25 protein-coding genes are annotated in these 22,719 nt (G+C 62.3%); 4 read left to right on the forward strand and 21 right to left on the reverse strand.

Annotated elements, in window-relative coordinates; genetic code table 11:
• Window positions 1-69 precede the first annotated feature (69 nt).
• A complete protein-coding gene (locus tag BV82_RS08720; RefSeq protein WP_036994379.1) occupies window positions 70-816 on the reverse strand; it encodes a fimbria/pilus periplasmic chaperone in 747 nt (248 codons plus the stop codon).
• A 59-nt stretch (window positions 817-875) separates the two neighbouring features.
• Window positions 876-1,421, reverse strand: a complete 546-nt coding sequence (locus BV82_RS08725; RefSeq protein WP_010226007.1) for a fimbrial protein — start codon at window positions 1,419-1,421, stop codon at window positions 876-878.
• Between the two features lie 364 nt (window positions 1,422-1,785).
• Between BV82_RS08725 and recR the strand changes: the two genes are divergently transcribed.
• Window positions 1,786-2,388, forward strand: a complete 603-nt coding sequence (gene recR, locus BV82_RS08730; RefSeq protein WP_036994380.1) for a recombination mediator RecR — start codon at window positions 1,786-1,788, stop codon at window positions 2,386-2,388.
• A 77-nt stretch (window positions 2,389-2,465) separates the two neighbouring features.
• On the opposite strand, the gene BV82_RS08735 is transcribed toward recR, so the two are convergent.
• The 16 genes from BV82_RS08735 to ccoN (BV82_RS08810) all read right to left on the reverse strand — a co-directional run bounded on the left by BV82_RS08735 (window position 2,466) and on the right by ccoN (BV82_RS08810) (window position 18,061).
• Entirely contained in the window at window positions 2,466-3,014 is a 549-nt protein-coding gene (locus BV82_RS08735) for an adenine phosphoribosyltransferase (protein ID WP_036994381.1), read from the reverse strand.
• A 53-nt stretch (window positions 3,015-3,067) separates the two neighbouring features.
• The gene (gene fnrA, locus BV82_RS08740; protein WP_010226003.1) at window positions 3,068-3,802 is read right to left on the reverse strand and encodes a Crp/Fnr family transcriptional regulator FnrA; all 735 of its coding nucleotides are present in this window, start codon (window positions 3,800-3,802) and stop codon (window positions 3,068-3,070) included.
• Between the two features lie 118 nt (window positions 3,803-3,920).
• On the reverse strand, window positions 3,921-5,303 hold the full coding sequence (gene hemN / locus BV82_RS08745) for an oxygen-independent coproporphyrinogen III oxidase (RefSeq protein ID WP_036994382.1): 1,383 nt from the start codon (window positions 5,301-5,303) through the stop codon (window positions 3,921-3,923).
• 83 nt (window positions 5,304-5,386) lie between these two features.
• The gene (locus tag BV82_RS08750; protein WP_010226000.1) at window positions 5,387-6,070 is read right to left on the reverse strand and encodes a sulfite exporter TauE/SafE family protein; all 684 of its coding nucleotides are present in this window, start codon (window positions 6,068-6,070) and stop codon (window positions 5,387-5,389) included.
• On the reverse strand, window positions 6,063-6,275 hold the full coding sequence (gene ccoS / locus BV82_RS08755; RefSeq protein WP_010225999.1) for a cbb3-type cytochrome oxidase assembly protein CcoS: 213 nt from the start codon (window positions 6,273-6,275) through the stop codon (window positions 6,063-6,065). Before ccoS ends, BV82_RS08750 begins: the two co-directional genes overlap by 8 nt.
• 12 nt (window positions 6,276-6,287) lie before the next feature.
• Window positions 6,288-8,741, reverse strand: coding sequence for a heavy metal translocating P-type ATPase (locus BV82_RS08760; RefSeq protein WP_036994383.1), 2,454 nt, complete (start codon window positions 8,739-8,741; stop codon window positions 6,288-6,290).
• Between the two features lie 102 nt (window positions 8,742-8,843).
• Window positions 8,844-9,383 (reverse strand): FixH family protein, encoded by a 540-nt coding sequence (locus BV82_RS08765; protein WP_036994385.1) that lies wholly within the window; start codon window positions 9,381-9,383, stop codon window positions 8,844-8,846.
• Between the two features lie 12 nt (window positions 9,384-9,395).
• Window positions 9,396-10,811, reverse strand: coding sequence for a cytochrome c oxidase accessory protein CcoG (ccoG, locus tag BV82_RS08770; protein ID WP_010225994.1), 1,416 nt, complete (start codon window positions 10,809-10,811; stop codon window positions 9,396-9,398).
• 341 nt (window positions 10,812-11,152) lie between these two features.
• Window positions 11,153-12,133, reverse strand: a complete 981-nt coding sequence (ccoP, locus tag BV82_RS08775; RefSeq protein WP_010225993.1) for a cytochrome-c oxidase, cbb3-type subunit III — start codon at window positions 12,131-12,133, stop codon at window positions 11,153-11,155.
• A complete protein-coding gene (locus BV82_RS08780; protein ID WP_010225992.1) occupies window positions 12,130-12,327 on the reverse strand; it encodes a CcoQ/FixQ family Cbb3-type cytochrome c oxidase assembly chaperone in 198 nt (65 codons plus the stop codon). The genes ccoP (BV82_RS08775) and BV82_RS08780 overlap by 4 nt, the downstream gene beginning before the upstream one ends.
• Window positions 12,328-12,332: 5 nt before the next feature.
• Window positions 12,333-12,941 (reverse strand): cytochrome-c oxidase, cbb3-type subunit II, encoded by a 609-nt coding sequence (gene ccoO, locus BV82_RS08785; protein WP_036994387.1) that lies wholly within the window; start codon window positions 12,939-12,941, stop codon window positions 12,333-12,335.
• Window positions 12,941-14,383 (reverse strand): cytochrome-c oxidase, cbb3-type subunit I, encoded by a 1,443-nt coding sequence (gene ccoN / locus BV82_RS08790; RefSeq protein ID WP_010225990.1) that lies wholly within the window; start codon window positions 14,381-14,383, stop codon window positions 12,941-12,943. Before ccoN (BV82_RS08790) ends, ccoO (BV82_RS08785) begins: the two co-directional genes overlap by 1 nt.
• Before the next feature lie 487 nt (window positions 14,384-14,870).
• On the reverse strand, window positions 14,871-15,818 hold the full coding sequence (ccoP, locus tag BV82_RS08795) for a cytochrome-c oxidase, cbb3-type subunit III (protein WP_010225989.1): 948 nt from the start codon (window positions 15,816-15,818) through the stop codon (window positions 14,871-14,873).
• Window positions 15,815-16,012, reverse strand: a complete 198-nt coding sequence (locus BV82_RS08800; protein ID WP_010225988.1) for a cbb3-type cytochrome oxidase subunit 3 — start codon at window positions 16,010-16,012, stop codon at window positions 15,815-15,817. Before BV82_RS08800 ends, ccoP (BV82_RS08795) begins: the two co-directional genes overlap by 4 nt.
• Window positions 16,013-16,017: 5 nt before the next feature.
• Entirely contained in the window at window positions 16,018-16,626 is a 609-nt protein-coding gene (gene ccoO / locus BV82_RS08805; RefSeq protein WP_010225986.1) for a cytochrome-c oxidase, cbb3-type subunit II, read from the reverse strand.
• Between the two features lie 10 nt (window positions 16,627-16,636).
• Entirely contained in the window at window positions 16,637-18,061 is a 1,425-nt protein-coding gene (gene ccoN, locus BV82_RS08810; RefSeq protein WP_036994388.1) for a cytochrome-c oxidase, cbb3-type subunit I, read from the reverse strand.
• A 49-nt stretch (window positions 18,062-18,110) separates the two neighbouring features.
• On the opposite strand from ccoN (BV82_RS08810), the gene BV82_RS08815 reads away from it, so the two are divergent.
• On the forward strand, window positions 18,111-18,800 hold the full coding sequence (locus BV82_RS08815; protein WP_010225982.1) for an alpha/beta family hydrolase: 690 nt from the start codon (window positions 18,111-18,113) through the stop codon (window positions 18,798-18,800).
• Window positions 18,801-18,908: 108 nt separating this feature from the next.
• Here the strand turns inward: BV82_RS08815 and ppnP are convergent, their stop codons facing one another.
• Both ppnP and BV82_RS08825 read right to left on the reverse strand, forming a co-directional pair.
• On the reverse strand, window positions 18,909-19,193 hold the full coding sequence (gene ppnP / locus BV82_RS08820) for a pyrimidine/purine nucleoside phosphorylase (protein WP_010225980.1): 285 nt from the start codon (window positions 19,191-19,193) through the stop codon (window positions 18,909-18,911).
• Window positions 19,194-19,263: 70 nt separating this feature from the next.
• Window positions 19,264-19,815: a 3'-5' exonuclease gene (locus tag BV82_RS08825; RefSeq protein WP_010225978.1), complete on the reverse strand. Its 552-nt coding sequence runs from the start codon at window positions 19,813-19,815 to the stop codon at window positions 19,264-19,266.
• 165 nt (window positions 19,816-19,980) lie between these two features.
• Here BV82_RS08825 and BV82_RS08830 point away from each other — a divergent pair, with 165 nt between their 5' ends.
• Both BV82_RS08830 and BV82_RS08835 read left to right on the forward strand, forming a co-directional pair.
• Window positions 19,981-20,784: a substrate-binding periplasmic protein gene (locus BV82_RS08830; RefSeq protein WP_026001475.1), complete on the forward strand. Its 804-nt coding sequence runs from the start codon at window positions 19,981-19,983 to the stop codon at window positions 20,782-20,784.
• Between the two features lie 61 nt (window positions 20,785-20,845).
• Window positions 20,846-21,859 carry a GNAT family N-acetyltransferase gene (locus tag BV82_RS08835; protein ID WP_036994389.1) on the forward strand — a complete coding sequence of 338 codons (1,014 nt, stop codon included), beginning with the start codon at window positions 20,846-20,848 and terminating at the stop codon, window positions 21,857-21,859.
• Between the two features lie 61 nt (window positions 21,860-21,920).
• Here BV82_RS08835 and BV82_RS08840 read toward each other — a convergent pair whose 3' ends face one another.
• The gene (locus BV82_RS08840; protein ID WP_010225972.1) at window positions 21,921-22,451 is read right to left on the reverse strand and encodes an RNA polymerase factor sigma-70; all 531 of its coding nucleotides are present in this window, start codon (window positions 22,449-22,451) and stop codon (window positions 21,921-21,923) included.
• Window positions 22,452-22,719 lie beyond the last annotated feature (268 nt).

Genomic DNA, 22,719 nt, shown 5'->3' on the forward strand with positions numbered 1-22,719 from the left:
TGCCAATATTAAACTTGGGCACGCACGAAAACTTCGAGAACGCCCGGAGTGTCGAGGAGGGAGAGTGGGCTAAGGGGGTGGAGTACTGGCAGGCCTAGAGCTCAATAGTTGGTTATGGTTATTCCCGGCGCCGTAGTCATTGATACTGGTGAAGTTGACCGTTGAGCGCGGGTTGACAGGTGACGAGGATATGAAATGTCCCAGCGAATAAGGCGCAATGTAGCCCGTGCCCAGTGAAGTCGACTTGCCGTTATATTCAATTTTTATTTCACCGAGATTGACGTAGTAGGCCGACGGGTTGCGGCCAACCAGCGTCTCAGGCTTGCCGTCTTGTCCAGGCGCTCGGTGCCAGGTCACCATGGCCGGTGCGTCCTCGGCCTTGCCCGGCAGGCCCTGCGGGCGGTACAGCAGCTTGATACGGGTACGGAAGGCCAGTTGCAGGACATTGCTGTCCTTGGTTTTTGGCGGGACCTCAAGCATGTTGAACCAGAACAGAGACTCTCGATCACTGGCCATTGGACTGCCGGTATGCAGCAGGCGAATACTTTGCCCTTGTGCAGGTTCGACACGGGCCAGCACTGGCGTCACGGTAAACGGCACCTGGATGGTCTCGGGCGCGGCACGAGTATCGCCATCGTCTACCCAGACCTGGACCAGGCTGGGGTCTTTGCCATTGTTGACAAGGTTGACGGTGGCTTCGCGCTCTTGAGCCGCAAAGATGATGCGGGTACCGGTAATTACAACGCTGGCATGCGCGGGCACGCTGGCCGCCAGTAGCGCGAGGGCTGCCAGCAGGGAGGGGGAAAAGCGAGTCATGAAAGCGACATCCGGCCTGATTAGGGGTAGCAGGCGCGCTGAGCGCGCCTGCCGGTTCATTACGGGAGATTGATCAGGTACTGAACGCGGGAGTTGGCGGCACCCGGTGTGACCGTTGCGGCGGTGGCGTAGTACTGGCTGGTGTAGCGCAGGGTTGCTGAGCCGTCTTCCAGAGCCACAGGGATGGTGTTCTGCGCACCGGTTGGCCCGCCGATAATGATCGGTCCGCCTTGTTGGTTGAGCAGTTGGTACTGCACGTTGGTTGCGCTGGCAGGGCCGGCATCCATGTTCAGGCGGCCGTTCTGCACCAGGGCGCCCCCCAGGAATTCGATGTCTACCTGTCCGCTGCTACCGGCGGCACAGTTGGTCAGGGAGATCTCGAAGGTGCGAGGTTGGGCAATGCTGCCGGCCCCTGAGAACTCGCTGGTGTGCGCCGGGCTCATGGGGACGGTGAAGTTCTGGCCGCCAGGGCCGCCGTTGATGGTGCAGGTGGTGCCCGAGATACTGCCGGTGAATTCGATCTGTCCATCAGTTGCCTGGGCATGGAGACTGATACCGGCCAGCAGCGGTAAAGACAGTGCAAAGCCCAAAGTACGTTTGTTCATTTGTTTTCCAATTAGATTGATAAAGGTTGTGCGTTAATAAGTAAATGAGTTGTTGTAGAGGCATATTTACTTGTTTTTGAACGCCGGGAAATTATGCGGTTTATTTGATTGGCTGGATGTAGGAAGGAGGGTGGTGGTAATGGGGGGATTTAGCCGGATGCTGTACGATTGGGGGACTTTAGATGGGGTGTGCTTCTGTAGGTGTTAGAGGGTGTGCCAATTGCTGTATGTTATGTAGGGAATGTTCCTGCTGAAGAAATAGAAATATTATCTTCTTACGATGCTAATCTAAATGTCTGTAAGATTTGACGTTGGCCAGTCTGGCAGGTATAAACCGCCTTCACTTGCATCAAGGCCTTTTCCCATGAGTTTCAGCCCACTTATCCGACAGCTGATCGACGCATTGCGCATCTTGCCTGGTGTCGGCCAGAAAACCGCCCAGCGCATGGCCTTGCAGCTACTTGAGCGTGATCGCAGTGGGGGTACCCGGCTGGCCCAGGCCTTGAACCAGGCCATGGAAGGGGTGGGGCATTGCCGCCAGTGCCGGACCCTGACCGAGCAGGAGCTGTGCCCGCAGTGTTCCGACACGCGCCGGGACGACACGCTGCTGTGCGTGGTGGAAGGGCCGATGGACGTCTATGCCGTTGAGCAAACCGGCTATCGCGGCCGCTACTTCGTGCTCAAGGGGCATCTGTCGCCGCTGGATGGCCTGGGCCCGGAAGCCATCGGTATTCCACAACTGATGGCGCGGATCGAGGAGCAGGGCACCTTTGCCGAGGTGATCCTGGCCACCAACCCAACGGTGGAAGGCGAAGCGACCGCGCATTACATCGCCCAGTTGCTGGCCGACAAAGGCCTGGTCGCTTCACGCATTGCTCACGGCGTGCCCTTGGGCGGTGAGCTGGAGCTGGTCGATGGCGGCACCCTGGCGCATTCGTTCGCCGGGCGCAAACCGATCTCGCTGTAGCCCTGGGTCTTTCTCGCGGGGCAAGCGCGCTCCCACAGAACCTTAGCCTGTGGGGGCGGGCTTGCCCCGCGATGCTGTCAATACTCGCTCAGCGAGAACTCGGTCAGGCAGAAGGTCGGCACACCCGCGTCGTTCAGGCGCTGGGTGCCGCCCAGCTCCGGCAGGTCGATGATTGCTGCTGCCTCGAACACCTGCGCCCCCATGCGCCGTACCAGGCTGGTAGCGGCCAGCAAGGTGCCGCCGGTGGCGATCAGGTCATCGAAAATCAGTACCGAATCGCCTTCACAGAGGCTGTCGGCGTGCACTTCGAGGAAGGCTTCACCGTACTCGGTCTGATAGCCCTCGGCGAGCACATCGGCTGGCAGCTTGCCTTGCTTGCGAAACAGGATCAGTGGCTTGTTCAACTGGTGGGCGATGATCGAGCCGATCAGAAAGCCCCGCGCATCCATGGCGCCGATATGGCTGAAGTCGGTTTCGACGTAGCGTTCGATAAAGGCATCGGCGACATGGCGCAGGCCCCGCGGCGACTGGAACAGCGGGGTGATGTCGCGAAAGATCACGCCAGGCTTGGGGAAGTCCGGTACCGGACGGATCAGGGCTTTGAGGTCGAAGGCGGCGCTGGGCATGAGGCGGGTATCCTGAAAAACAATGCCCGCCAGTATACCCGTTATCCGCAGGGTCAGCTTTCCAGCGAGCCACCGGCCAGGGCGCACAGCTGGATCGGGTCGAGGATATGGATTTCCTTGCCTTCGGCCTGGATCAGGCCGTTTTGCTGGAAGCGCGTGAACACCCGCGAGACGGTCTCGACCGCCAGGCCCAGGTAGTTGCCGATCTCGTTGCGCGACATGCTCAGGCGGAACTGGTTGGCCGAGTAGCCACGGGCACGGAAGCGCGCCGAGAGGTTGACCAGGAAGGTGGCGATGCGCTCGTCGGCGGTCTTTTTCGACAGCAACAGCATCATCTGCTGGTCGTCGCGGATTTCGCGGCTCATCACCCGCATCAACTGACGGCGCAACTGTGGCAGTTGCACCGACAGCTCATCCAGGCGTTCGAAGGGGATTTCGCAGACCGACGTGGTTTCCTGGGCCTGGGCCGAGACCGGGTAGGCTTCGGTGTCCATGCCCGACAGGCCGACCAGTTCGCTGGGCAGGTGGAAGCCAGTGATCTGCTCTTCGCCACTGTCGCTCAGGCTGAAGGTTTTCAGGGCGCCGGAGCGCACCGCGTAGACCGAGCCGAAATTGTCGCCCTGGCGGAACAGAAACTCGCCTTTTTTCAGCGGACGCCCGCGTTTGACGATTTCATCCAGTGCATCCATGTCTTCCAAGTTCAGCGACAAGGGCAGGCACAGAGGCGCCAGGCTGCAATCCTTGCAATGGGCCTGGTTGTGGGGGCGCAGTTTGACTGGCTCGGACATTTCTTCAATCCTTGTGGGAAAGCACACATAAGCCGTAAGGGTAACCCAGGCTAGGGTGTTTCGGCCAGCTTGGACGATTGTGCCGAGGCCAGGCAGGATAGGAGTGCGACAAAAAACCTCAGATAACCCGGGAGAAACGTTGGCGGTTATGCAGGTCCAGGTAGGCATCGAACACCATGCACACCGAGCGCACCAGCAGCCGTCCGGCGGGCAGCACCTTGATGCTGTCGTTGCCCAGTTCGACCAGGCCATCCTCGTGCATGGCCTGCAGGGCGGGCCACTGGTCGTTGAAGTAGCCGCGAAAGTCGATGGTGAAATCCCGCTCGATGGTCGCGAAGTCCAGTTCGAAATGGCAGATCAATTGCTGGATCACCGCCCGGCGCAGGCGGTCATCTTCGCTGCAGATCAAGCCGCGGCTGGTGGCCAGTTGAGCGGTGGACAAAGTGTCCTGGTAGGTGTTGAGGTCGCTGCTGTTCTGGCAGTACAAGTCGCCGATCTGGCTGATGGCCGAGACCCCCAGGCCAATCAGGTCGCAATGCCCGTGGGTGGTGTAGCCCTGGAAGTTGCGCTGCAGGGTCGACTCTTCCTGGGCAATCGCCAGTTCGTCATCGGGCAGGGCGAAGTGGTCCATGCCGATGTACACGTAACCAGCGGCGGTCAGTTGCTCGATGGTGTTGTGGAGCATTTCCAGCTTTGCCGCCGGGGCCGGCAAATCGGCGCTGTCGATACGCCGCTGGGGCATGAAGCGCTCCGGCAAGTGGGCGTAGTTGAACACCGAAAGGCGGTCCGGTTGCAGCTTGATCACTTCTTCGACGGTACGGGCAAAACCTTCCGGGGTCTGCTTGGGCAGGCCGTAGATCAGATCGAGGTTGATCGAGCGAAACTGCAGGGTGCGCGCCGCTTCGATGATCGCCCGGGTCTGCTCCAGGCTCTGCAGGCGGTTGATCGCCCGTTGCACCAGCGGGTCAAGGTCTTGCACGCCGAGGCTGACGCGGTTGAAACCCAGTTCGCGGAGCAGGCCCATGGTCGACCAGTCGGCCTCGCGCGGGTCGATCTCGATGCCGTAGTCGCCAGAGTCGTCCTCCAGCAGGTTGAAATGCTGGCGCAGGTGGGCCATCAACTGGCGCAGCTCGACGTGGCTGAGGAAGGTCGGGGTACCGCCGCCAAAGTGCAGTTGCTCGACGGTCTGCTTGGGGTCCAGGTGGCAGGCGATCAGCTGGATTTCTTGTTCCAGGCGTTGCAGGTAGGGCGCGGCGCGGCCACGGTCCTTGGTGATGACCTTGTTGCAGGCGCAGTAGTAGCAGATGTTGGCGCAGAACGGCACATGCACATAGATCGACAGCGGGCGTACGGCGCGACGGCTGTCACGCAGGGCGTGCAGCAGGTCGAAGGAGCCGACTTCGCTGTGCAATTGCACCGCGGTCGGGTAGGAGGTGTAGCGTGGGCCGGCCAGGTCGTAGCGGCGAATCAGGTCGGAGTCCCAACGAAGAACGTCGAGCATGCGGGCAGTCCCCAGAAAAAGCAGCAGTGTCCGGAGTCTAGGGAGCGCGGGGCAAACCCGTGTTGATTTGTATCAACGCCGCTTCAGTGGCCCATCAGCCAGTGCTGGTGCGGCCCTGGCAGGGTCCACAGGCCAAACAGCATCACCAGCACACCGCCGGCGATGCGCACACCGCGCTGGCGCAGCAGGGCGCTGGTGCGTTCGGCGGCAAGACCGGTGGCAAGCAGTACTGGCCAGGTGCCAAGGCCGAAGGCCAGCATCAGCAGCGCGCTGTCGGCGGCATTGCCCTGGCTCGCCGCCCAGAGCAGGGTGCTGTATACCAGCCCGCATGGCAGCCAGCCCCACAGGGCGCCAAGCAGTAGCGCGCGTGGCAGGCTGGAGACCGGTAGCAGGCGGTTGGCCACGGGCTGGATATGCCGCCACAAGCCCCGACCCAGGCCTTCGATGCGGGTCAAGCCGCTCCACCAGCCGGCCAGGTACAGGCCCATGCTGATCAGCAACAGTGCGGCCAGGACGCGCATGGCCGTCGCCACCGGGCTGTTGGCCACGGCCCAGCCAGCCAGGCCCAGCAACAGGCCGGCCAGGGCGTAACTGAGGATGCGCCCCAGGTTGTAGGCCAGCAGCAGGCGAAAACGACGGCTGCGTTGTTCCTTGGGAATGGCCAGGGTCAGCGCGCCCATCAGGCCGCCGCACATGCCCAGGCAGTGACCGCCGCCGAGCAGGCCGAGGATCAGAGCCGAGCTGAGCAGGGGTAGAAGTTCAGTCACGAGGCGGCGTACCGTCGTCGGGTTTCTTGCCGTCGGCCTCGTCCATCGCGGCCTGGTGCTGCGGGTCCTGGTCGTCGAACAGGATGCTGTGGGCCGGGCCGTCGAGGTCATCGTACTGGCCGCTGTCCACCGCCCAGAAGAAGATGTAGATGGCGATGGCGACGATCAGCAGGGCGGCCGGGATCATGATGTAAAGCGCGGGCATGGAGGCTCCTGGTCAGGCCGTCGCGGGATGCGTGGCAGTGGCTGGCGCATGGCTGGCCGGCAAGCCGCTGGCGCGGGTCAGGCGCAGGGCATTGAGGACCACGATCAGCGAACTGACCGACATGCCGACCGCCGCCCAGATTGGCGTGATCCAGCCCAGCGCGGCAAACGGCAGCATGACGCCATTATACGCCGTGGCCCACAGCAGGTTCTCGATAATGATCCGTCGGGTGCGGCGGGCCAGGCTGAAGGCCTGGACCAGGGCGTCCAGGCGGTTGGACAGCAGCACGGCGTCGGCGCTGGTTTTCGCCAGGTCGGTGGCCGAGCCCATGGCGATACTGATATCGGCGGCGGCCAGCACGGGCACATCGTTGACCCCGTCGCCGAGCATCAGCACCTTGCGCCCTTGCTGCTGCAAGGCCTTGAGTTTGTCCAGCTTGTCGTCCGGGCGCAGGCCGCCGATGGCCTGGTCGATCTGCAGTACGGCGGCCACGCTGTGGACCATCGGCGAGCTGTCGCCGGACAACAGCAGGGTGTGCCAGCCACGGGCACGGCAGGCGGCCAGCAGGTCGGCGGCGTCGCTGCGCAGGCGGTCGTCGAGGACGAACCAGGCCAGCGGGCCTCGCTGGTCACCGAGCAGCAACCATTGCCCGGCTTCGTCCGGCATCGCCGGAGCGGTGGTGCCACTGAGGGCGCAGACGAAACCCGCTTCGCCGATGCGCAGTTGCTGTTGGCCAACCTTGCCTTCCAGGCCGAGGCCGGGCATTGCCTGGACCTCGTCGGCGGCCTGGCTGGCGCGGCCAAACGCGCGGGCGATGGGGTGCTCGGAGCGGTTCTCGAGGGCCGCGGCGAGCATCAGGCAGCGGTCGGCATCGGTATCGCTCAAGGGGCGAATCGCCCGCAGGGTCAGGCGGCCTTCGGTGAGGGTGCCGGTCTTGTCGAAGATTACCGTGTCGATCTGGTTCAGGCCTTCCAGCACATGGCCGCGGGTCAGCAGCAGGCCGAGCTTGTGCAGGGTGCCGGTGGCGGCGGTCAGCGCGGTCGGGGTGGCCAGCGACAGGGCGCAGGGGCAGGTGGCAACCAGCATGGCCAGGACGATCCAGAACGCCCGCGCCGGGTCGATCTGCCACCACAGCAGGCCGATGGCGGCCGAGGCGATCAGAGTGAACAGCAAAAACCATTGCGAGGCGCGGTCGGCGATTTCCGCCAGGCGCGGTTTTTCCGACTGCGCCCGCTCCAGCAGGCGGACGATGGCCGACAGGCGGGTGTCCTGGCCCAGGGCCTGGACCTCGACGGTCAGCGCGCTTTCGACGTTCAGGGTGCCGGCAGTGACCGCGTCGCCGGCGCTGCGCGGTTGTGGCAGGTATTCGCCGGTCAGCAGCGATTCGTCGATGCTCGACTGGCCGCTGACAATACGCCCGTCGGCGGGGATCACATGACCGGGCTGGATCAGCACGCAGTCCTTCAGGCGCAGCTCGCTGAGCAGGATCCGCTCGCTCTGCCCGGCCGCGCCCAGGCGCAGGCACGAGGCCGGCAGCAGGTTGACCAGTTGCGCGGTGGCGGCGGCCGTGCGTTCGCGGGCGCGGCGTTCAAGGTAGCGCCCGGCCAGCAGGAAGAGGGCAAACATGCCCACGGCGTCGAAGTACAGCTCGCCACTGCCGGTGATTGCGGTCCAGATCCCGGCGCCGTAGGCCAGGCCGATGGCCAGCGATACCGAGACGTCCATGGTCAGGTGGCGGGTGCGCAAGTCGCGGGCGGCACCCCGAAAGAACGGCGCGCAGCTGTAGAACACGATCGGCGTGGTGAGGAACATCGCTACCCAGCGCAGGATGGTGTGCAGCTCGGGGCTCAGGTCGATGTTGAATTCCGGCCAGGTGGCCATGGTCGCCATCATCGCCTGGAACCACAACAACCCGGCGACGCCCAGCTGGCGCAGCGCGGTGCGGTTTTCACTGGCCAGTTGTTCGGCGGCGCGATCGGCCTGGTAGGGGTGAGCGGCGTAGCCGATATGGCGTAACTCGGCGAGCAGCTTGGACAGCGGCAACTGGCTGTCGGCCCAGCTGACCTGCAGGCGGTGGTTGGACAGGTTCAGCCGCGCCTCGGCCACCGCCGGCAGGTTGCGCAGGTGTTTCTCGATCAGCCAGCCACAGGCCGCGCAGCTGATGCCTTCGATCAGCAGGGTGGTTTCGGCCAGCTCGCCACTGTGGCGCACGAAGGGCTTTTGCACATCGGCGCGGTCGTACAGGGCCAGTTCGTCGACCAGTTGCTGGGGCAGGGCGTCGGGGTTGGCGCTGGCTTCACTGCGGTGCTGGTAATAGCTTTCCAGGTTGCCGGCGACGATGGCTTCGGCCACTGCCTGGCAGCCAGGGCAGCAGAACGCCCGTGGCTGGCCGAGCACCTGGGCGGTGAAGTGGCTGCCGGCAGGCACGGGCAGGGCGCAGTGGTAGCAGGGCGTGGGGCTGGTCATGGTAGTCGTCGCAGGTTTTTAGGGTGGCCGCATCGCTGGCAAGCCAGCTCCCACAGGGATAGTGCAACCTGTGGGCGCTGGCTTGCCAGCGATAGGGGCGACTCATTTCTCGAGGTGTTCAGCCCCTTGCAGCGCCTCGTCCCCGAGTACCAGGGTCTTGTCGTGGGCGACTTCTTCTTCCTCGAACAGGCGCCAGACATGCTGGTCCTGGCTGCCCAGCAGCTCGACGAAACGACGGCCTTCGACCTTGTCGCTGAGTTGGCCAAGGTAACGGCCGGCTTCGCTGTCGCTGCGGGTCAGGGCGATCTTGCGGTCCTTTTGCGGCTGGGTCGGCGAGATCAGGTTCAGCTCCAGGGTCTGCGGCTGGCTGTTGCCGGTCAGGCGCACGTCGACTTCGCCGGTCAGCTCATCCAGGTGCACGCTGGCCTTGAGGTTGAGGGTCTGGGCCAGCAGCTCGCGGTCCAGCGAGCGGTTGATGCCTTTGCCGGCCTCGTAGTAGTTATCGTTGACCAAGTTGTCCGGGTTGTTCACCGCAATGGTCACCATGGTCAGGCTGAGGGTCACCGAGGTGGCCAGTACACCGATGATGATCCACGGCCAGAGGTGCTTGTACCAGGGGCTAGCGGCAGTTGCAGAAGGCATGGGCTCAGTCTCTTATCGAATTTGCGGGCCGATGAAGCGGCTCTTGGCTTCAACCTGGGTGGCGCTGTCGTCAGCGTCCTTGAGGGTGAAGATGACTTCGTTGGTGGTCGACGGCAGTTGTTCCGGCGCCATCGACAGTTGTACCGGCAGGCTGACAATGTCGCCGGCAGCGACGCGTATTTCCCGTGCGCCTTCAAGCTTGAGGTCGGGCAGGCCGCCAGCGTCGAGCACGTAGACGTGATCGCGCTGGTCCTTGTTCATGACCTTCAGGCTGTAGACGTTCTCGATCCGCCCCTGGGCGTTCTCGCGGTACAGCACGCGGTCCTTGCTGACGTCGAAACCGACCAGCGAGCGCATGACGAAGGCGCTGGCAAGCAGGCCGATCATGGTCAACAACACGACGGCATAGCCGATCAGGCGCGGGCGCACCATGTGGGTCTTCTGCCCTGAGAGGTTGTGCTCGGTGGTGTAGCTGATCAGGCCTTTGGGGTAGTTCATCTTGTCCATGATGGTGTCGCAGGCATCGATGCAGGCGGCGCAGCCGATGCACTCGATCTGCAGGCCGTCGCGGATGTCGATGCCGGTCGGGCACACCTGAACGCACATGGTGCAGTCGATGCAGTCGCCCAGGCCCTTGGCCTTGTAGTCCAGGTCTTTCTTGCGCGGGCCGCGGGTTTCGCCGCGGCGCGGGTCGTAGGAAACGATCAGGGTGTCCTTGTCGAACATCACGCTCTGGAAGCGTGCATAGGGGCACATGTACACGCATACCTGCTCGCGCAGCCAGCCGGCGTTGCCGTAGGTGGCCAGGGTGAAGAAACCAACCCAGAAGTACGCCCAGCCGTCGGCCTGGCCGGTAAAGAACTCAATCACCAGTTCGCGGATCGGCGAGAAGTAGCCAACAAAGGTCATGCCGGTGACAAAGCCGATGCTCAGCCACAGGCTGTGCTTGGCCAGCTTGCGCAGAAACTTGTTGCCGCTCATCGGCGCCTTGTCGAGTTTCATGCGTTGGTTGCGGTCACCTTCGGTGACTTTCTCGCACCACATGAAGATCCAGGTCCACACACTTTGCGGGCAGGTATAGCCGCACCATACGCGGCCGGCGTACACGGTGATAAAGAACAGGCCGAAGGCGGCGACGATCAACAACCCCGAGAGCAGGATGAAATCCTGAGGCCAGATGGTGGTGCCGAAAATGTAGAACTTGCGCTCCGGCAGGTTCCACCACACGGCCTGGTGGCCACTCCAGTTCAGCCACACCGTACCGAAGTACAGCAGGAACAGGACGGCGCCGCCGACCATGCGCAGGTTACGGAACACGCCGGTGAAGGCGCGGGTGTAGATCTTTTCACGCGAGGCGTAGAGGTCGACGCTGCTGTTGTCTTTACTGGCAGGCGGGGTGACGTCATGTACCGGAATCTGCTTGCTCATCATTGAGTCCCACGGCAGTGGAGAAGTGCCGCGGCCAGTACCTGCCGGCCGCAGTCGGAAGCTTGCTGCTCTAGGGCGCATGATACGCCTGTCCTGCGGGTAGGGGGGAGGGGTGCGACTTTTGGCCGCATTGGGGAATTGCGGGTAATAGTGTATTGGCCCGTGTCAATTGACATGGGTCATGCACAGGCGTGATCCGCACGGGCTCATCGCCGGCAAGCCGCCTCGACAGGGGCGCGCGAGTCCTTTGTGGGAGCCGGCTTGCCGGCGATCGAGCGCATAGCGCTCGAAAAAAAGCCCCGCCAGTCTGCACTGACGGGGCCTTTTGCTACACTCGCGAATTACTTCGCTTCAGCAGTCTTCTCAGGCTGGTGCGACAGGCTGTAGACATAGGCAGCCAGCAGGTGGACCTTGTCGTTGCCCTGGATCGCTTCCTGGGCAGGCATCTGGCCCTGGCGGCCGTAACGGATGGTCTGCTGCAGTTGAGCGAAGCTCGAACCATAGATGAACGCGGTCGGGTGGGTCAGGTTTGGCGCACCCATGGCCGGGGTGCCCTTGCCTTCAGGGCCGTGGCAGGCCACGCAGTTGGTGGCAAACAGCTTCTGGCCGTTGGCTGGATCGGCCTTGGCGTCCTTGGGCAGGCTGCGGCCATCGAGGTTGGTCAGCACGTACGCGGCCACGTCGGCAACGCCTTGTTCGCCAATCACTTCGGCCCAGGCCGGCATCACCCCGTGACGACCACCCATGATGGTGGCCTTGATGGTTTCCGGCTCGCCGCCCCAGCGCCAGTCGTTGTCGGTGAGGTTGGGGAAGCCGTAGGAGCCCTTGGCGTCCGAGCCGTGGCACACCGCGCAGTTGGAGGCGAACAGACGGCCGCCCATCTTCAGCGCTTGCGGGTCCTTGGCGACTTCTTCGATAGGCATCGAGGCGAATTTGGCGAAGATCGGCCCGAACTTGGCGTCCGAGCGGGCCATTTCCTTCTCCCACTCGTGCACGCCGGTCCAGCCGGCCTGGCCGTTGGCGAACTCGGTTTTCTTGTCGTTGTCCAGGTACTGGTAGCCCGGCAGCAGGCCTTTCCAGTTACCCAGGCCGGGGTACAGCACCAGGTAGCCCAGGGCAAAAACGATGGTGCCGACGAACAGCATGAACCACCATTTGGGCAGCGGGTTGTCGTATTCCTCGATGCCGTCGTAGGCGTGCCCCACGGTTTCTTCGGTGGTTTCGCTGCGCTGGCCCTTGCGGGTGGACAGCAGCAGCCAGGTCAGGGCGAAGATGGTGCCCAGACTCAAAACGGTGACGTACAGACTCCAGAAGGTAGTCATTCGTTGTTACTCCTAGACGCTTTCGCTTGCGCTTGCTCGACGTGCTTGCTGGCTTCGGGATCATCCGCGAAGGGCAGCATGGTCGCTTCGTCGAACTCTGACTTGCGCCGAGAACTGAACACCCACAACGCCAGGCCGATAAAGGCCACCATCACCACGACGGTGCCCAGGCCACGAATCATCCCGATATCCATCAATGTCACCGTTTGCTTTTGATGATGGTGCCCAGGCCTTGCAGGTAGGCAACCAGGGCGTCCATTTCAGTCTTGCCCTTGACCGCGTCGCGGGCACCGGCGATGTCTTCATCGGTGTACGGCGTGCCGAGGGTGCGCAAGACTTCCATCTTCTTCACCGTATCCTTGCCGTCGAGCTTGTTCTCCACCAGCCATGGGTAGGCCGGCATCTTCGACTCGGGCACGACGTTGCGCGGGTTGTACAGGTGAGCACGGTGCCAGTCGTCGGAGTAACGGCCGCCAACGCGGGCCAGGTCCGGGCCGGTACGCTTGGAACCCCACAGGAACGGGTGATCCCAGACGCTTTCACCGGCGACCGAGTAGTGGCCGTAGCGTTCGGTTTCGGCGCGGAACGGACGGATCATCTGCGAGTGGCACTGCACGCAGCCTTCGCGGATGTAGATGTCGCGGCCTTCGAGCTCCAGCGCGGTACGCGGCTTCATGCCCTCGACCGGCTTGTTGGTGACGTCCTGGAAGAACAGCGGGACGATCTGGGTCAGGCCGCCGATGCTCACGGCGATGACCATGAAGAAGGCCAGCAGGCCGATATTCTTCTCGACTACTTCATGCTTCATCAGTGAGCTCCAACTACAGCGATCTGAGCGGCGGCTTCAGCTTCGGCCGGCTTCGAGGCGCGTACGGTACGGAAAACGTTGTACGCCATCAGCAGCATGCCGGAGGCGAAGAACGCACCGCCCAGGGCGCGGACGATAAAGCCCGGATGGCTGGCTTGCAGGGCTTCGACGAAGGAGTAGGTGAGGGTGCCGTCGTCGTTGATTGCACGCCACATCAGGCCCTGGGTGATGCCGTTGACCCACATCGAGGAGATGTACAGCACGGTACCGATGGTCGCCAGCCAGAAGTGCGCGTTGATCAGGCCGGTGCTGTGCATCTGCTCGCGGCCGTAGACCTTCGGAATCATGTGGTACAGGGCGCCGATCGAGATCATCGCGACCCAGCCCAGGGCGCCGGCGTGGACGTGGCCCACGGTCCAGTCGGTGTAGTGCGACAGCGAGTTGACGGTCTTGATCGCCATCATCGGACCTTCGAAGGTCGACATGCCGTAGAAGGCCAGGGAGACCACCAGGAAGCGCAGGATCGGGTCGGTGCGCAGCTTATGCCAGGCGCCCGAGAGGGTCATCATGCCGTTGATCATGCCGCCCCAGCTTGGCGCCAGGAGGATGATCGACATGGCCATGCCCAGCGACTGCGCCCAGTCCGGCAGGGCGGTGTAGTGCAGGTGGTGGGGACCTGCCCAGATGTACAGGGTGATCAGTGCCCAGAAGTGCACGATCGACAGGCGATAGGAGTAGATCGGACGCTCGGCCTGCTTTGGCACGAAGTAGTACATCATGCCCAGGAAGCCGGTGGTCAGGAAGAAGCCCACGGCGTTGTGGCCGTACCACCACTGGATCATTGCGTCGGTGGCACCCGAATAAGCCGAGTAGGACTTGAACAGGCTGACCGGCAAGGAGGCGTGGTTGACGATGTGCAGCATCGCGGTGACGACGATGAAGGCGCCGTAGAACCAGTTGCCCACATAGATGTGCTTGGTCTTGCGCTTGACGATGGTACCGAAGAACACCACACCGTAGGTGACCCAGACAATGGCCAGCAAAACGGCGATCGGCCATTCCAGCTCGGCGTATTCCTTGGTCGTGGTGTAGCCCAGCGGCAAGGTAATGAGCGCACCGACGATCACCGCTTGCCAACCCCAGAAGGTGAAGGCCGCAAGGCTGTCGGAAATCAGTCGCGTCTGGCAGGTTCGCTGCACGACATAGTAGGAAGTGGCAAACAGTGCACAACCACCGAAGGCGAAGATCACCAGGTTGGTGTGCAGCGGGCGAAGGCGTCCGAAGCTCGTCCACGGCAGGTCCAGGTTAAGCTGGGGCCAGACCAGTTGCGAGGCGATGAAGACACCAAGCCCCATGCCAAGGATCCCCCAGACCACCGTCATGATGGCGAACTGGCGGACGACCTTATAGTTATAAGCAGTCGGACTGATTGCTGTGCTCATTCTAAGGTTCCACGGTTTGGGTGTTTTTATAGGGTAAAAATCGGCGCAAGTATGTATAAACCGTGTGGTTATTGCAACGCGATGGCGCCCGCGCCGATCCTTGCCAACGCCTGCCCCACAGCGGTTTCGAGCCTTTTCGGCGGTAAAATTGTACACAATTAATTAATTGATATGTGTACCAAAATTTGATTTTTCGTCTAAGGCAAAGGCTTCTGCCGAACGCTTGCTCAGTGCCGTTGATCACTCGCACATCGGCGCTTGAGTCGGCCCCATCAGCCTTTGCGCAGAACCGCTGACGAAAAATGCCCCAAAAAGGTGCAAGCGCGCCGGCTGTTTCAGTCGCTGTGGCAACAAGCTTAGTTGTGATCGAGGGGGGTGCAAGGCGGGGGCAGGGCGGGGTGCGACACTTGGTCGCAAGGGGCGAAGGGAACCGCCGCATCGGGTGCCGATGCGGCGGTTTGAGTCAAGGCTCAGTTACTCAATCGTTTTACTTGGCAGACAGGGTTTCGCCTTGTGCAGGTTCCTCCTGGGACAGGCTGTAGACATAGGCGGCCAGCAGGTGGACCTTGTCGTTGCCCTGGATCGCTTCCTGGGCAGGCATCTGGCCCTGGCGGCCATAACGGATGGTCTGCTGCAGTTGGGCGAAGCTCGAACCGTAGATGAACGCGGTCGGGTGGGTCAGGTCCGGTGCGCCCATGGCCGGGGTGCCCTTGCCTTGCGGGCCGTGGCAGGCTACGCAGTTGGTGGCGAACAGCTTCTCGCCGTTGGCAGGGTCGGCCTTGGCGTCTTGCGGCAGGCTGCGGCCATCGAGGTTGGTCAGCACGAACGCGGCCACGTCGGCAACGCCTTGTTCGCCAATCACTTCGGCCCAGGCCGGCATTACCCCGTGACGACCGCCCATGATCGAAGCCTTGATGGTTTCCGGCTCGCCGCCCCAGCGCCAGTCCTTGTCGGTGAGGTTAGGGAAGCCGTAGGCACCCTTGGCGTCCGAGCCGTGGCACACCGCGCAGTTGGAGGCGAACAGACGGCCGCCCATTTTCAGCGCCTGCGGATCCTTGGCCACTTCTTCCACCGGCATGGCGGCGAATTTGGCGAAGATCGGTCCGAACTTGGCATCGGCCTTGTTCATTTCCTTTTGCCATTCGTTGGTCTGGGTCCAGCCGTCTTCATAGCCCGGCAGGATGCCTTTCCAGTTGCCCAGGCCCGGATAGAGGATCAGGTAGCCGACCGAAAACACCAGGGTGCCGACGAACAGCCAGAACCACCACTTGGGCAGCGGGTTGTCGTACTCCTCGATGCCGTCGAAGCTGTGGCCCATGGTCTGGTCGGTGGTGCCTTTGGTTTCACCCTTGCGGGTGCCCAGCAGCAGCCAGGTCAGGCCGATCAGGCTGCCGATGGTCAGTACGCTGATGTACGTACTCCAGAAGGTGGTCATTGCCCGTTACTCCTCGGTTCGGGTTCGTTGGCGGCAGGTGCCAGGCGGTCGTCGGCGAACGGCAGCAGGCTGGCTTCGGCGAATTCACGGTCACGCCGGCCGTTGAACACCCACAGCGACAGGCCGATGAAGGCGATGGCCACCAGCAGGGTGCCCAGGCCTCGCAATTGGCCGATATCCAGTGTGAAGTCCATGGCGCTTACCTCTTGTTCTTGATCGCGGTGCCGAGCACCTGCAGGTAGGCGACCAGCGCGTCCATTTCGGTCTTGCCCTTGAGCGACTCCACCGCGCCGCCGATGTCGGCATCGGTGTACGGCACGCCGAGGGTGCGCATGGTGCGCAGCTTGGTCTCGGTGTGGCTGCTGTCGACTGGGTTGGCGACCAGCCATGGGTAGGCCGGCATCTTCGACTCGGGCACGACGTTGCGCGGGTTGTACAGGTGCGCACGGTGCCAGTCATCGGAGTAGCGGCCGCCAACGCGGGCCAGGTCCGGGCCGGTACGCTTGGAGCCCCAGAGGAACGGATGGTCCCAGACGCTTTCACCGGCGACCGAGTAGTGGCCGTAGCGTTCGGTTTCGGCGCGGAACGGACGGATCATCTGCGAGTGGCACTGCACGCAGCCTTCACGGATGTAGACGTCGCGGCCTTCCAGTTGCAGCGCGGTGTAGGGCTTCATGCCTTCGACCGGCTTGTTGGTGACGTCCTGGAAGAACAGCGGGACGATCTGGGTCAAGCCGCCGATGCTGACGGCAAACACCATCAACAGCACCAGCAGGAAGACGTTCTTCTCGATTACTTCGTGTTTCATCAGGGTCTCCTCAGGCCAGCTGCGCGGCGGCAGGGGCAGTCGCGGCCACCGGGGCACGCACGGTGCGCCAGGTGTTGTACGCCATCAGCAGCATGCCGGTAAGGAAGATCGCCCCGCCGACGAAGCGCACGATGAAGCCTGGGTGGCTGGCCACCAGGGTTTCGACGAAGGAGTAGGTCAGCGTGCCGTCTTCGTTGACTGCGCGCCACATCAGGCCCTGGGCGATGCCGTTGACCCACATCGAGGCGATGTAGAGCACGGTGCCGATGGTTGCCAGCCAGAAGTGCGCGTTGATCAGGCCGAGGCTGTACATCTGCTCGCGGCCGAAGATTTTCGGGATCATGTGGTACAGGGCGCCGATCGAGATCATCGCCACCCAGCCCAACGCACCGGCGTGTACGTGGCCGATGGTCCAGTCGGTGTAGTGCGACAGGGCGTTGACGGTCTTGATCGCCATCATCGGGCCTTCGAAGGTCGACATGCCGTAGAACGCCAGGGAGACCACGAGGAAGCGCAGGATCGGGTCGCTGCGCAGCTTATGCCAGGCGCCCGAGAGGGTCATCATGCCGTTGATCATGCCGCCCCAGCTTGGCGCCAGGAGGACCAGCGACATGATCATGCCCAGCGATTGTGCCCAGTCGGGCAGGGCGGTGTAGTGCAGGTGGTGGGGACCTGCCCAGATGTACAGGGTGATCAGCGCCCAGAAGTGCACGATCGACAGGCGATAGGAATACACCGGACGTTCGGCCTGTTTTGGCACGAAGTAGTACATCATGCCCAGGAAGCCGGCAGTCAGGAAGAAGCCCACGGCGTTGTGACCGTACCACCACTGGACCATGGCGTCGGTGGCGCCACCGTACAGCGAGTAGGACTTGGTCAGGCTGACTGGCACTTCCAGGTTGTTGACGATGTGCAGGATCGCCACGGTGATGATGAACGCGCCGAAGAACCAGTTACCCACATAAATGTGCTTGGTGGTGCGCTTCATCAGGGTGCCGAAGAACACCACGGCATAGGCCACCCAGACAATGGTGATGAGGATGTCGATCGGCCATTCCAGTTCGGCGTATTCCTTGGAGCTGGTATAACCCAGCGGCAGGCTGATCGCAGCCAGCAGAATCACCAGTTGCCAGGCCCAGAAGGTGAAAGCTGCCAGGCGTGGCGAGAACAGGGTGGTCTGGCAGGTGCGCTGGACCGAATAGTAGGAAGCGGCGAACAGTGCGCAACCACCGAAGGCGAAGATCACCGCGTTGGTGTGCAGCGGTCGCAGGCGGCCGAAGCTGGTCCAGGGGAGGTCGAAGTTGAGCGAAGGCCAGACGAGTTGCGCGGCGAGAAAAACGCCGAGCCCCATCCCGACGATTCCCCACACCACCGTCATAATGGCGAATTGGCGGACCACCTTGTAGTTGTAGGCGGTACTGCTGGTTGTGTTCATGTATGGGTTCCCATCCACGGTTATAGGCAGACTAAACAGCGAGGCAAGCATGAGTAATGGGCAACTGGCCGGTATTGACGGGGATCAATGGGCGCGGCTGGTCGAAAGCCGCGGCTGGCGGTGGAATGCCCCGCAAAATCAGGGGGATGGCCAGCAATCGCGGTGCCTGATCCTGGCCCATGGCGCGGGGGCGCCGATGGACAGCGGGTTCATGCAGGAAATCGCGCAAAGGCTGGCGGAGCAAGGGCTGGGGGTGCTGCGCTTCGAGTTCCCCTACATGGCCCAGCGGCGCATCGATGGTGGCAAAAGGCCGCCAAATCCGCAGGCCCAATTACTGGACTGCTGGCGTGAGGTGTATGCGCAGGTGCGACCATTGGTCACTGGGGCGTTGGCCATCGGCGGCAAGTCCATGGGCGGGCGCATGGCGAGTTTGCTGGCCGACGAGTTGGGCGCCGATGCGCTGGTGTGCCTGGGTTATCCGTTTTATGCCGCCGGCAAACCAGAGAAGCCGCGGGTGGCGCACCTGGCCGGGCTGAAGACACCGACCCTGATCGTTCAGGGCGAGCGCGATGCCCTGGGCAATCGGCAAACGGTGGAAGGCTATGAGCTGTCGTCAGCGATTGAGCTGTGCTGGCTGCAGGCGGGGGATCATGACTTGAAGCCGCTGAAGGCTTCCGGGTTCAGCCATGGCGAGCATCTGGCGACGGCGGCGGACAGGATTGTCGCGTTTCTGAAGTGAGGGGGCTGCTGCGCAGCCCATCGCTGGCAAGCCAGCTCCCACAAGGGTTGCAGTGAACAACTTGTGGGAGCTGGCTTGCCAGCGATGGGGTCGGCGCCTGATTCAGGCTTAGCCGCGATACTCGCACAGGTAGGCAGTATCAACCGCTACCTTGAGTTGGAACTTGCTGTTGGCCGGGACATTGAACTGGCTACCGGCGCTGAAGGTTTCCCAGTTGTCGCTGTCGGGCAGTTTGACGGTCAGGGCACCCGACACCACGTGCATGATTTCGCGCTGGGCAGTGCCGAACTCGTATTCGCCCGGGGCCATCACGCCAACCGTGGCCGGACCTTCAGCGGTGCCGAAGGCGATCGACTTGACCGTGCCATCAAAGTACTCGTTGACTTTAAACATGGGCGACTCCTGAAAAGGGGCTAAAAAGGCAGGCCAGTATGCCCAAGGCCCGCAGCGTCGTCATCCGCTTTCAGGTGCCGTTGGCCGGCAGCGACAGGGGCAGCAGACGGGCCGTATTGCGGGCGTCTTCCAGGGCCCGGTGCTGGCGCCCACTGAATTGCAGGCCGGCGAGTTGCAACGCGCCATTGAGTCCCAGCGGCCGTTGCAACTGGCGGGCTTTGGCGAAGCGTTGCTTGAGGTTGATGTGCGGCAACTCGGCGAGCAAGCTGTGGACCTGGTACTGCTGCCATTCCTGCAACAGTTGTTTGCGGTCGTAGTCACCCCAGCTGACCCAACCCTCAAGGTGCCCGGCGTGATGCTCGAGCCAGCGCTCGAACTGCGCCCACACCTGGGCGAAGGTCGCCGCTGTATCGACATTGGCCTGGCTGATGTGCGTCAGTTCACGGCAGAACGGGGTCAGTTGCGGCCGTCGCCTGGGGCGCACGAAACGCTGAAAATGACCAACTTCGCGGCCCTTGCGGTCAACCAGCGCCGCACCGATTTCGATGATTTCCATATCTGTGACCGGCCAGCCACCATCGTCGGTGGTTGCTTCAAGGTCGATCACCAGCCAATGGCCCATAGTAGGCTCCCATGCAAGACTGCTAAGAGCGTAGCCAAACTCGGACCAACCGGGTATCCCCTGGCATTTTGCCTGCTGCGCTTGGCGTAACCGACAGTTGTGCAACGCCTTGAAAACGCCTAGCTTAGCTAGATTCCGGTTTAATCCCGCAAAGAGTGTGTTGCTTTGAGTCCAGCGCCCATGCCACAGACGGTGCCCTTGTTGTTAATGCTTGCCGCGATATGGCTGGCCCCCTCGGCTTGGGCGGCAGCAGAGATCGAGGTCAAAGTCGGGGCCGCACACTTCCCGCCCTACACCGTGCGCCCGGAGCAAGGCGCCGACACCGGCCTGCTGCCGCAACTGGTCGAGGCGCTGAACAACGTCCAGCAACGTTATCGTTTCGTCCTGGTGCCGACTTCGATTCAACGGCGCTTCGGTGACTTCCAGCAGGGGCGCACCGACATGGCGATCTTCGAGAACCCCGCGTGGGGCTGGCAGCAGATTCCCCATGAGAGTGTAGACATGGGCCTGGAAGACGCCGAGGTCTTCGTCGCTCATCGCCAGCCCGGCCGCGACCAGGCTTACTTCAGCGACCTCAAGGGCAAGCGCCTGGCACTGTACAGTGGCTATCACTACGCCTTTGCCGATTTCAACGCCGACCCCAAGTACCTGGCCGACACCTACAATGCGACCCTGACCTATTCCCATGACAGTAACCTGCTGATGGTCCAGCGCGGCCGTGCCGAGGTTGCCCTGGTCACCCGTTCCTATTTCAGTGACTTCCTGGTGCGCAATCCGCAAAGCGCCGAGCAGTTGCTGGCGTCCGATCGCGTTGACCAGGTCTACCATCATTACGCCCTGTTGCGGCCCGGCGCCCCCATCAGTGGCCCGGCATTTGCCGGTTTGTTGCAGTCCTTGCGGGCCAATGGCGAGTTGCTGAAAATCTTCCAGCCTTATCGCATCACTGTCAGCACACCCAAGGCTGACTAAATTTGTCTGTGTTGGCGACGTTCACCAGGGTGAGCCGATCATTCCCTTGTGAGCCAAGATCATGCCATTCGATTCCGCTTCGCCGACTTTGTCCTTGCCTCGCTGGCGTAGCCTCAGCGCCGATGAAGGCGATTGTCATCTGAGCCTGGTGCTGGAAGGCAGCCCGTTGGTGCGTGTGCGCCTGCAGCGTGGCGAGACCTTGCAGGTTCAGCTTGAAGACTGTGCCCGCGACCGTGTGCAACAAGCCCTGTGGGCCGTTTGCTACTGGTTGTTCGCCCGTGACCCCGGTTGTCAGCGCCTGACCTGGCAGCTGGATCAGCCGCCACCGCAGGCGTTGAACAGTGGCCTGTTGGTCAGCACCGCGCGCCAGGGCCAGTACCTGTGTGAGCGCAGCTTGTTCTGGCAGTTGCCTCAACCCTGGCTCGGCCAGCCGTTCGCCGGCGTCTACCCGCAACAGATGCAGATCAGTGAAGGCAAGCGCCACCCCCGGCGCGCACCCAAGCCGCGCGGCGAGGTGTATCGACGCTTCGATGCGCGGCTGGGGGCGTGGGTGTCGTTACGCACCCTGGAAATCGACCAGGACCTGGAGCGGTTCAATCGCTGGCAGAACAACCCGCGGGTGCTCAACTTCTGGCAGGAGGGCGGCAGCCTCGAACAACACCGTGACTACCTCGGCAAGCTTGAGGCCGATCCGCACAGCCTGACCCTGATCGGGTGTTTCGATGATCAGCCCTTCGCCTACTTCGAGGCCTACTGGGCCAAGGAAGACCGTATCGCGCCGTTCTATGCGGTGGATGATTACGACCGCGGCATCCACATGCTGGTGGGGGAAGAGCAGCATCGCGGGCCGCACAAGGTCGCCAGCTGGTTGTCAGCACTGGTGCACTACCTGTTCCTGGATGATCCGCGCACGCAGCGGGTGGTGGCCGAGCCGCGAGCGGACAACGGCAAGATGATCGGCTACATGCACGACCAGTGCTTTCACTGCGAGAAGGAATTCGACTTTCCGCACAAGCGTGCGGCATTGATGATTCTGGGGCGGGAGCGGTTCTTCGAAGGTTGCAGGTTGCTCTGACCCTCAAGCGGCAAGCGGCATCACCACCCACTTGCCGCTTGAAGCTTGCAGCTTGTCGCGCTCAAGCCCTCTGGCTTGAGACTTTCCGACAATGCACCAGGGCATCGCGAATCATGAAGTTGACCAGGGTCGGCGAGACGCCGAGCTCCTTGGCGATGTCTTTCTGTGGCACGCCGTGCAGGCGGTACATTTCGAAGGCATAGCGGGTGCGTTGCGGCAGGTCGTTCAAGGCATCGGCGATGTGTTCAAGGGTGGCGAAGTTGATGTGCGTGGTTTCTGGCGAAGCCCCCTGGATCACCACGTTCAGGCCTTCCTCTTCGCTGCCGGAGTACTTCAGCTCCATGGCCTGCTTGCGATAGTGGTCGATGGCCAGGTTGCGCACGATCTGGAACAGGTAGCTAAGCTGGGCCTTGAACGAGGACGTGATCTGCGGCGCCGATCCGAGCCGGAAGAACGCATCCTGAACCACGTCTTCGGCCCGCGAGCGGCAGCCGGTGATGCGTGCGGCAATCTTGACCAGGATACTGCGGTTGTCGACAAACGCCTGGAGTAACGGTGAATCGCACTTACTTGTGGATAGTTGTTCCGCCATGGAAATCACCTTATCTCTAAGAGGGAAGTGGAAGTCTCCAGAATCGGAGGCCTCCTACGACGTGCGACAAGCTATTCTTAATGATAATTATTGTCAAATGCGAAAGTTAATAAGTATCTATGTCTTTTGTTTCTAAGCTCGCGCTTTGTGACCGGCTTCAAACTCCGCACTTTTTCGCCGCTGCCCCCGCCGTTCCCGCCGCTTAATTATTTCCTCCGGCCATCCGTTCCTCTGTGTACATCCTCGGCTCTGGCAAGGCGCACTTCGC

The sequence above is a fragment of the Pseudomonas donghuensis genome (assembly GCF_000696345.2).
GTDB classification, from domain to species: Bacteria; Pseudomonadota; Gammaproteobacteria; order Pseudomonadales; family Pseudomonadaceae; genus Aquipseudomonas; species Aquipseudomonas donghuensis.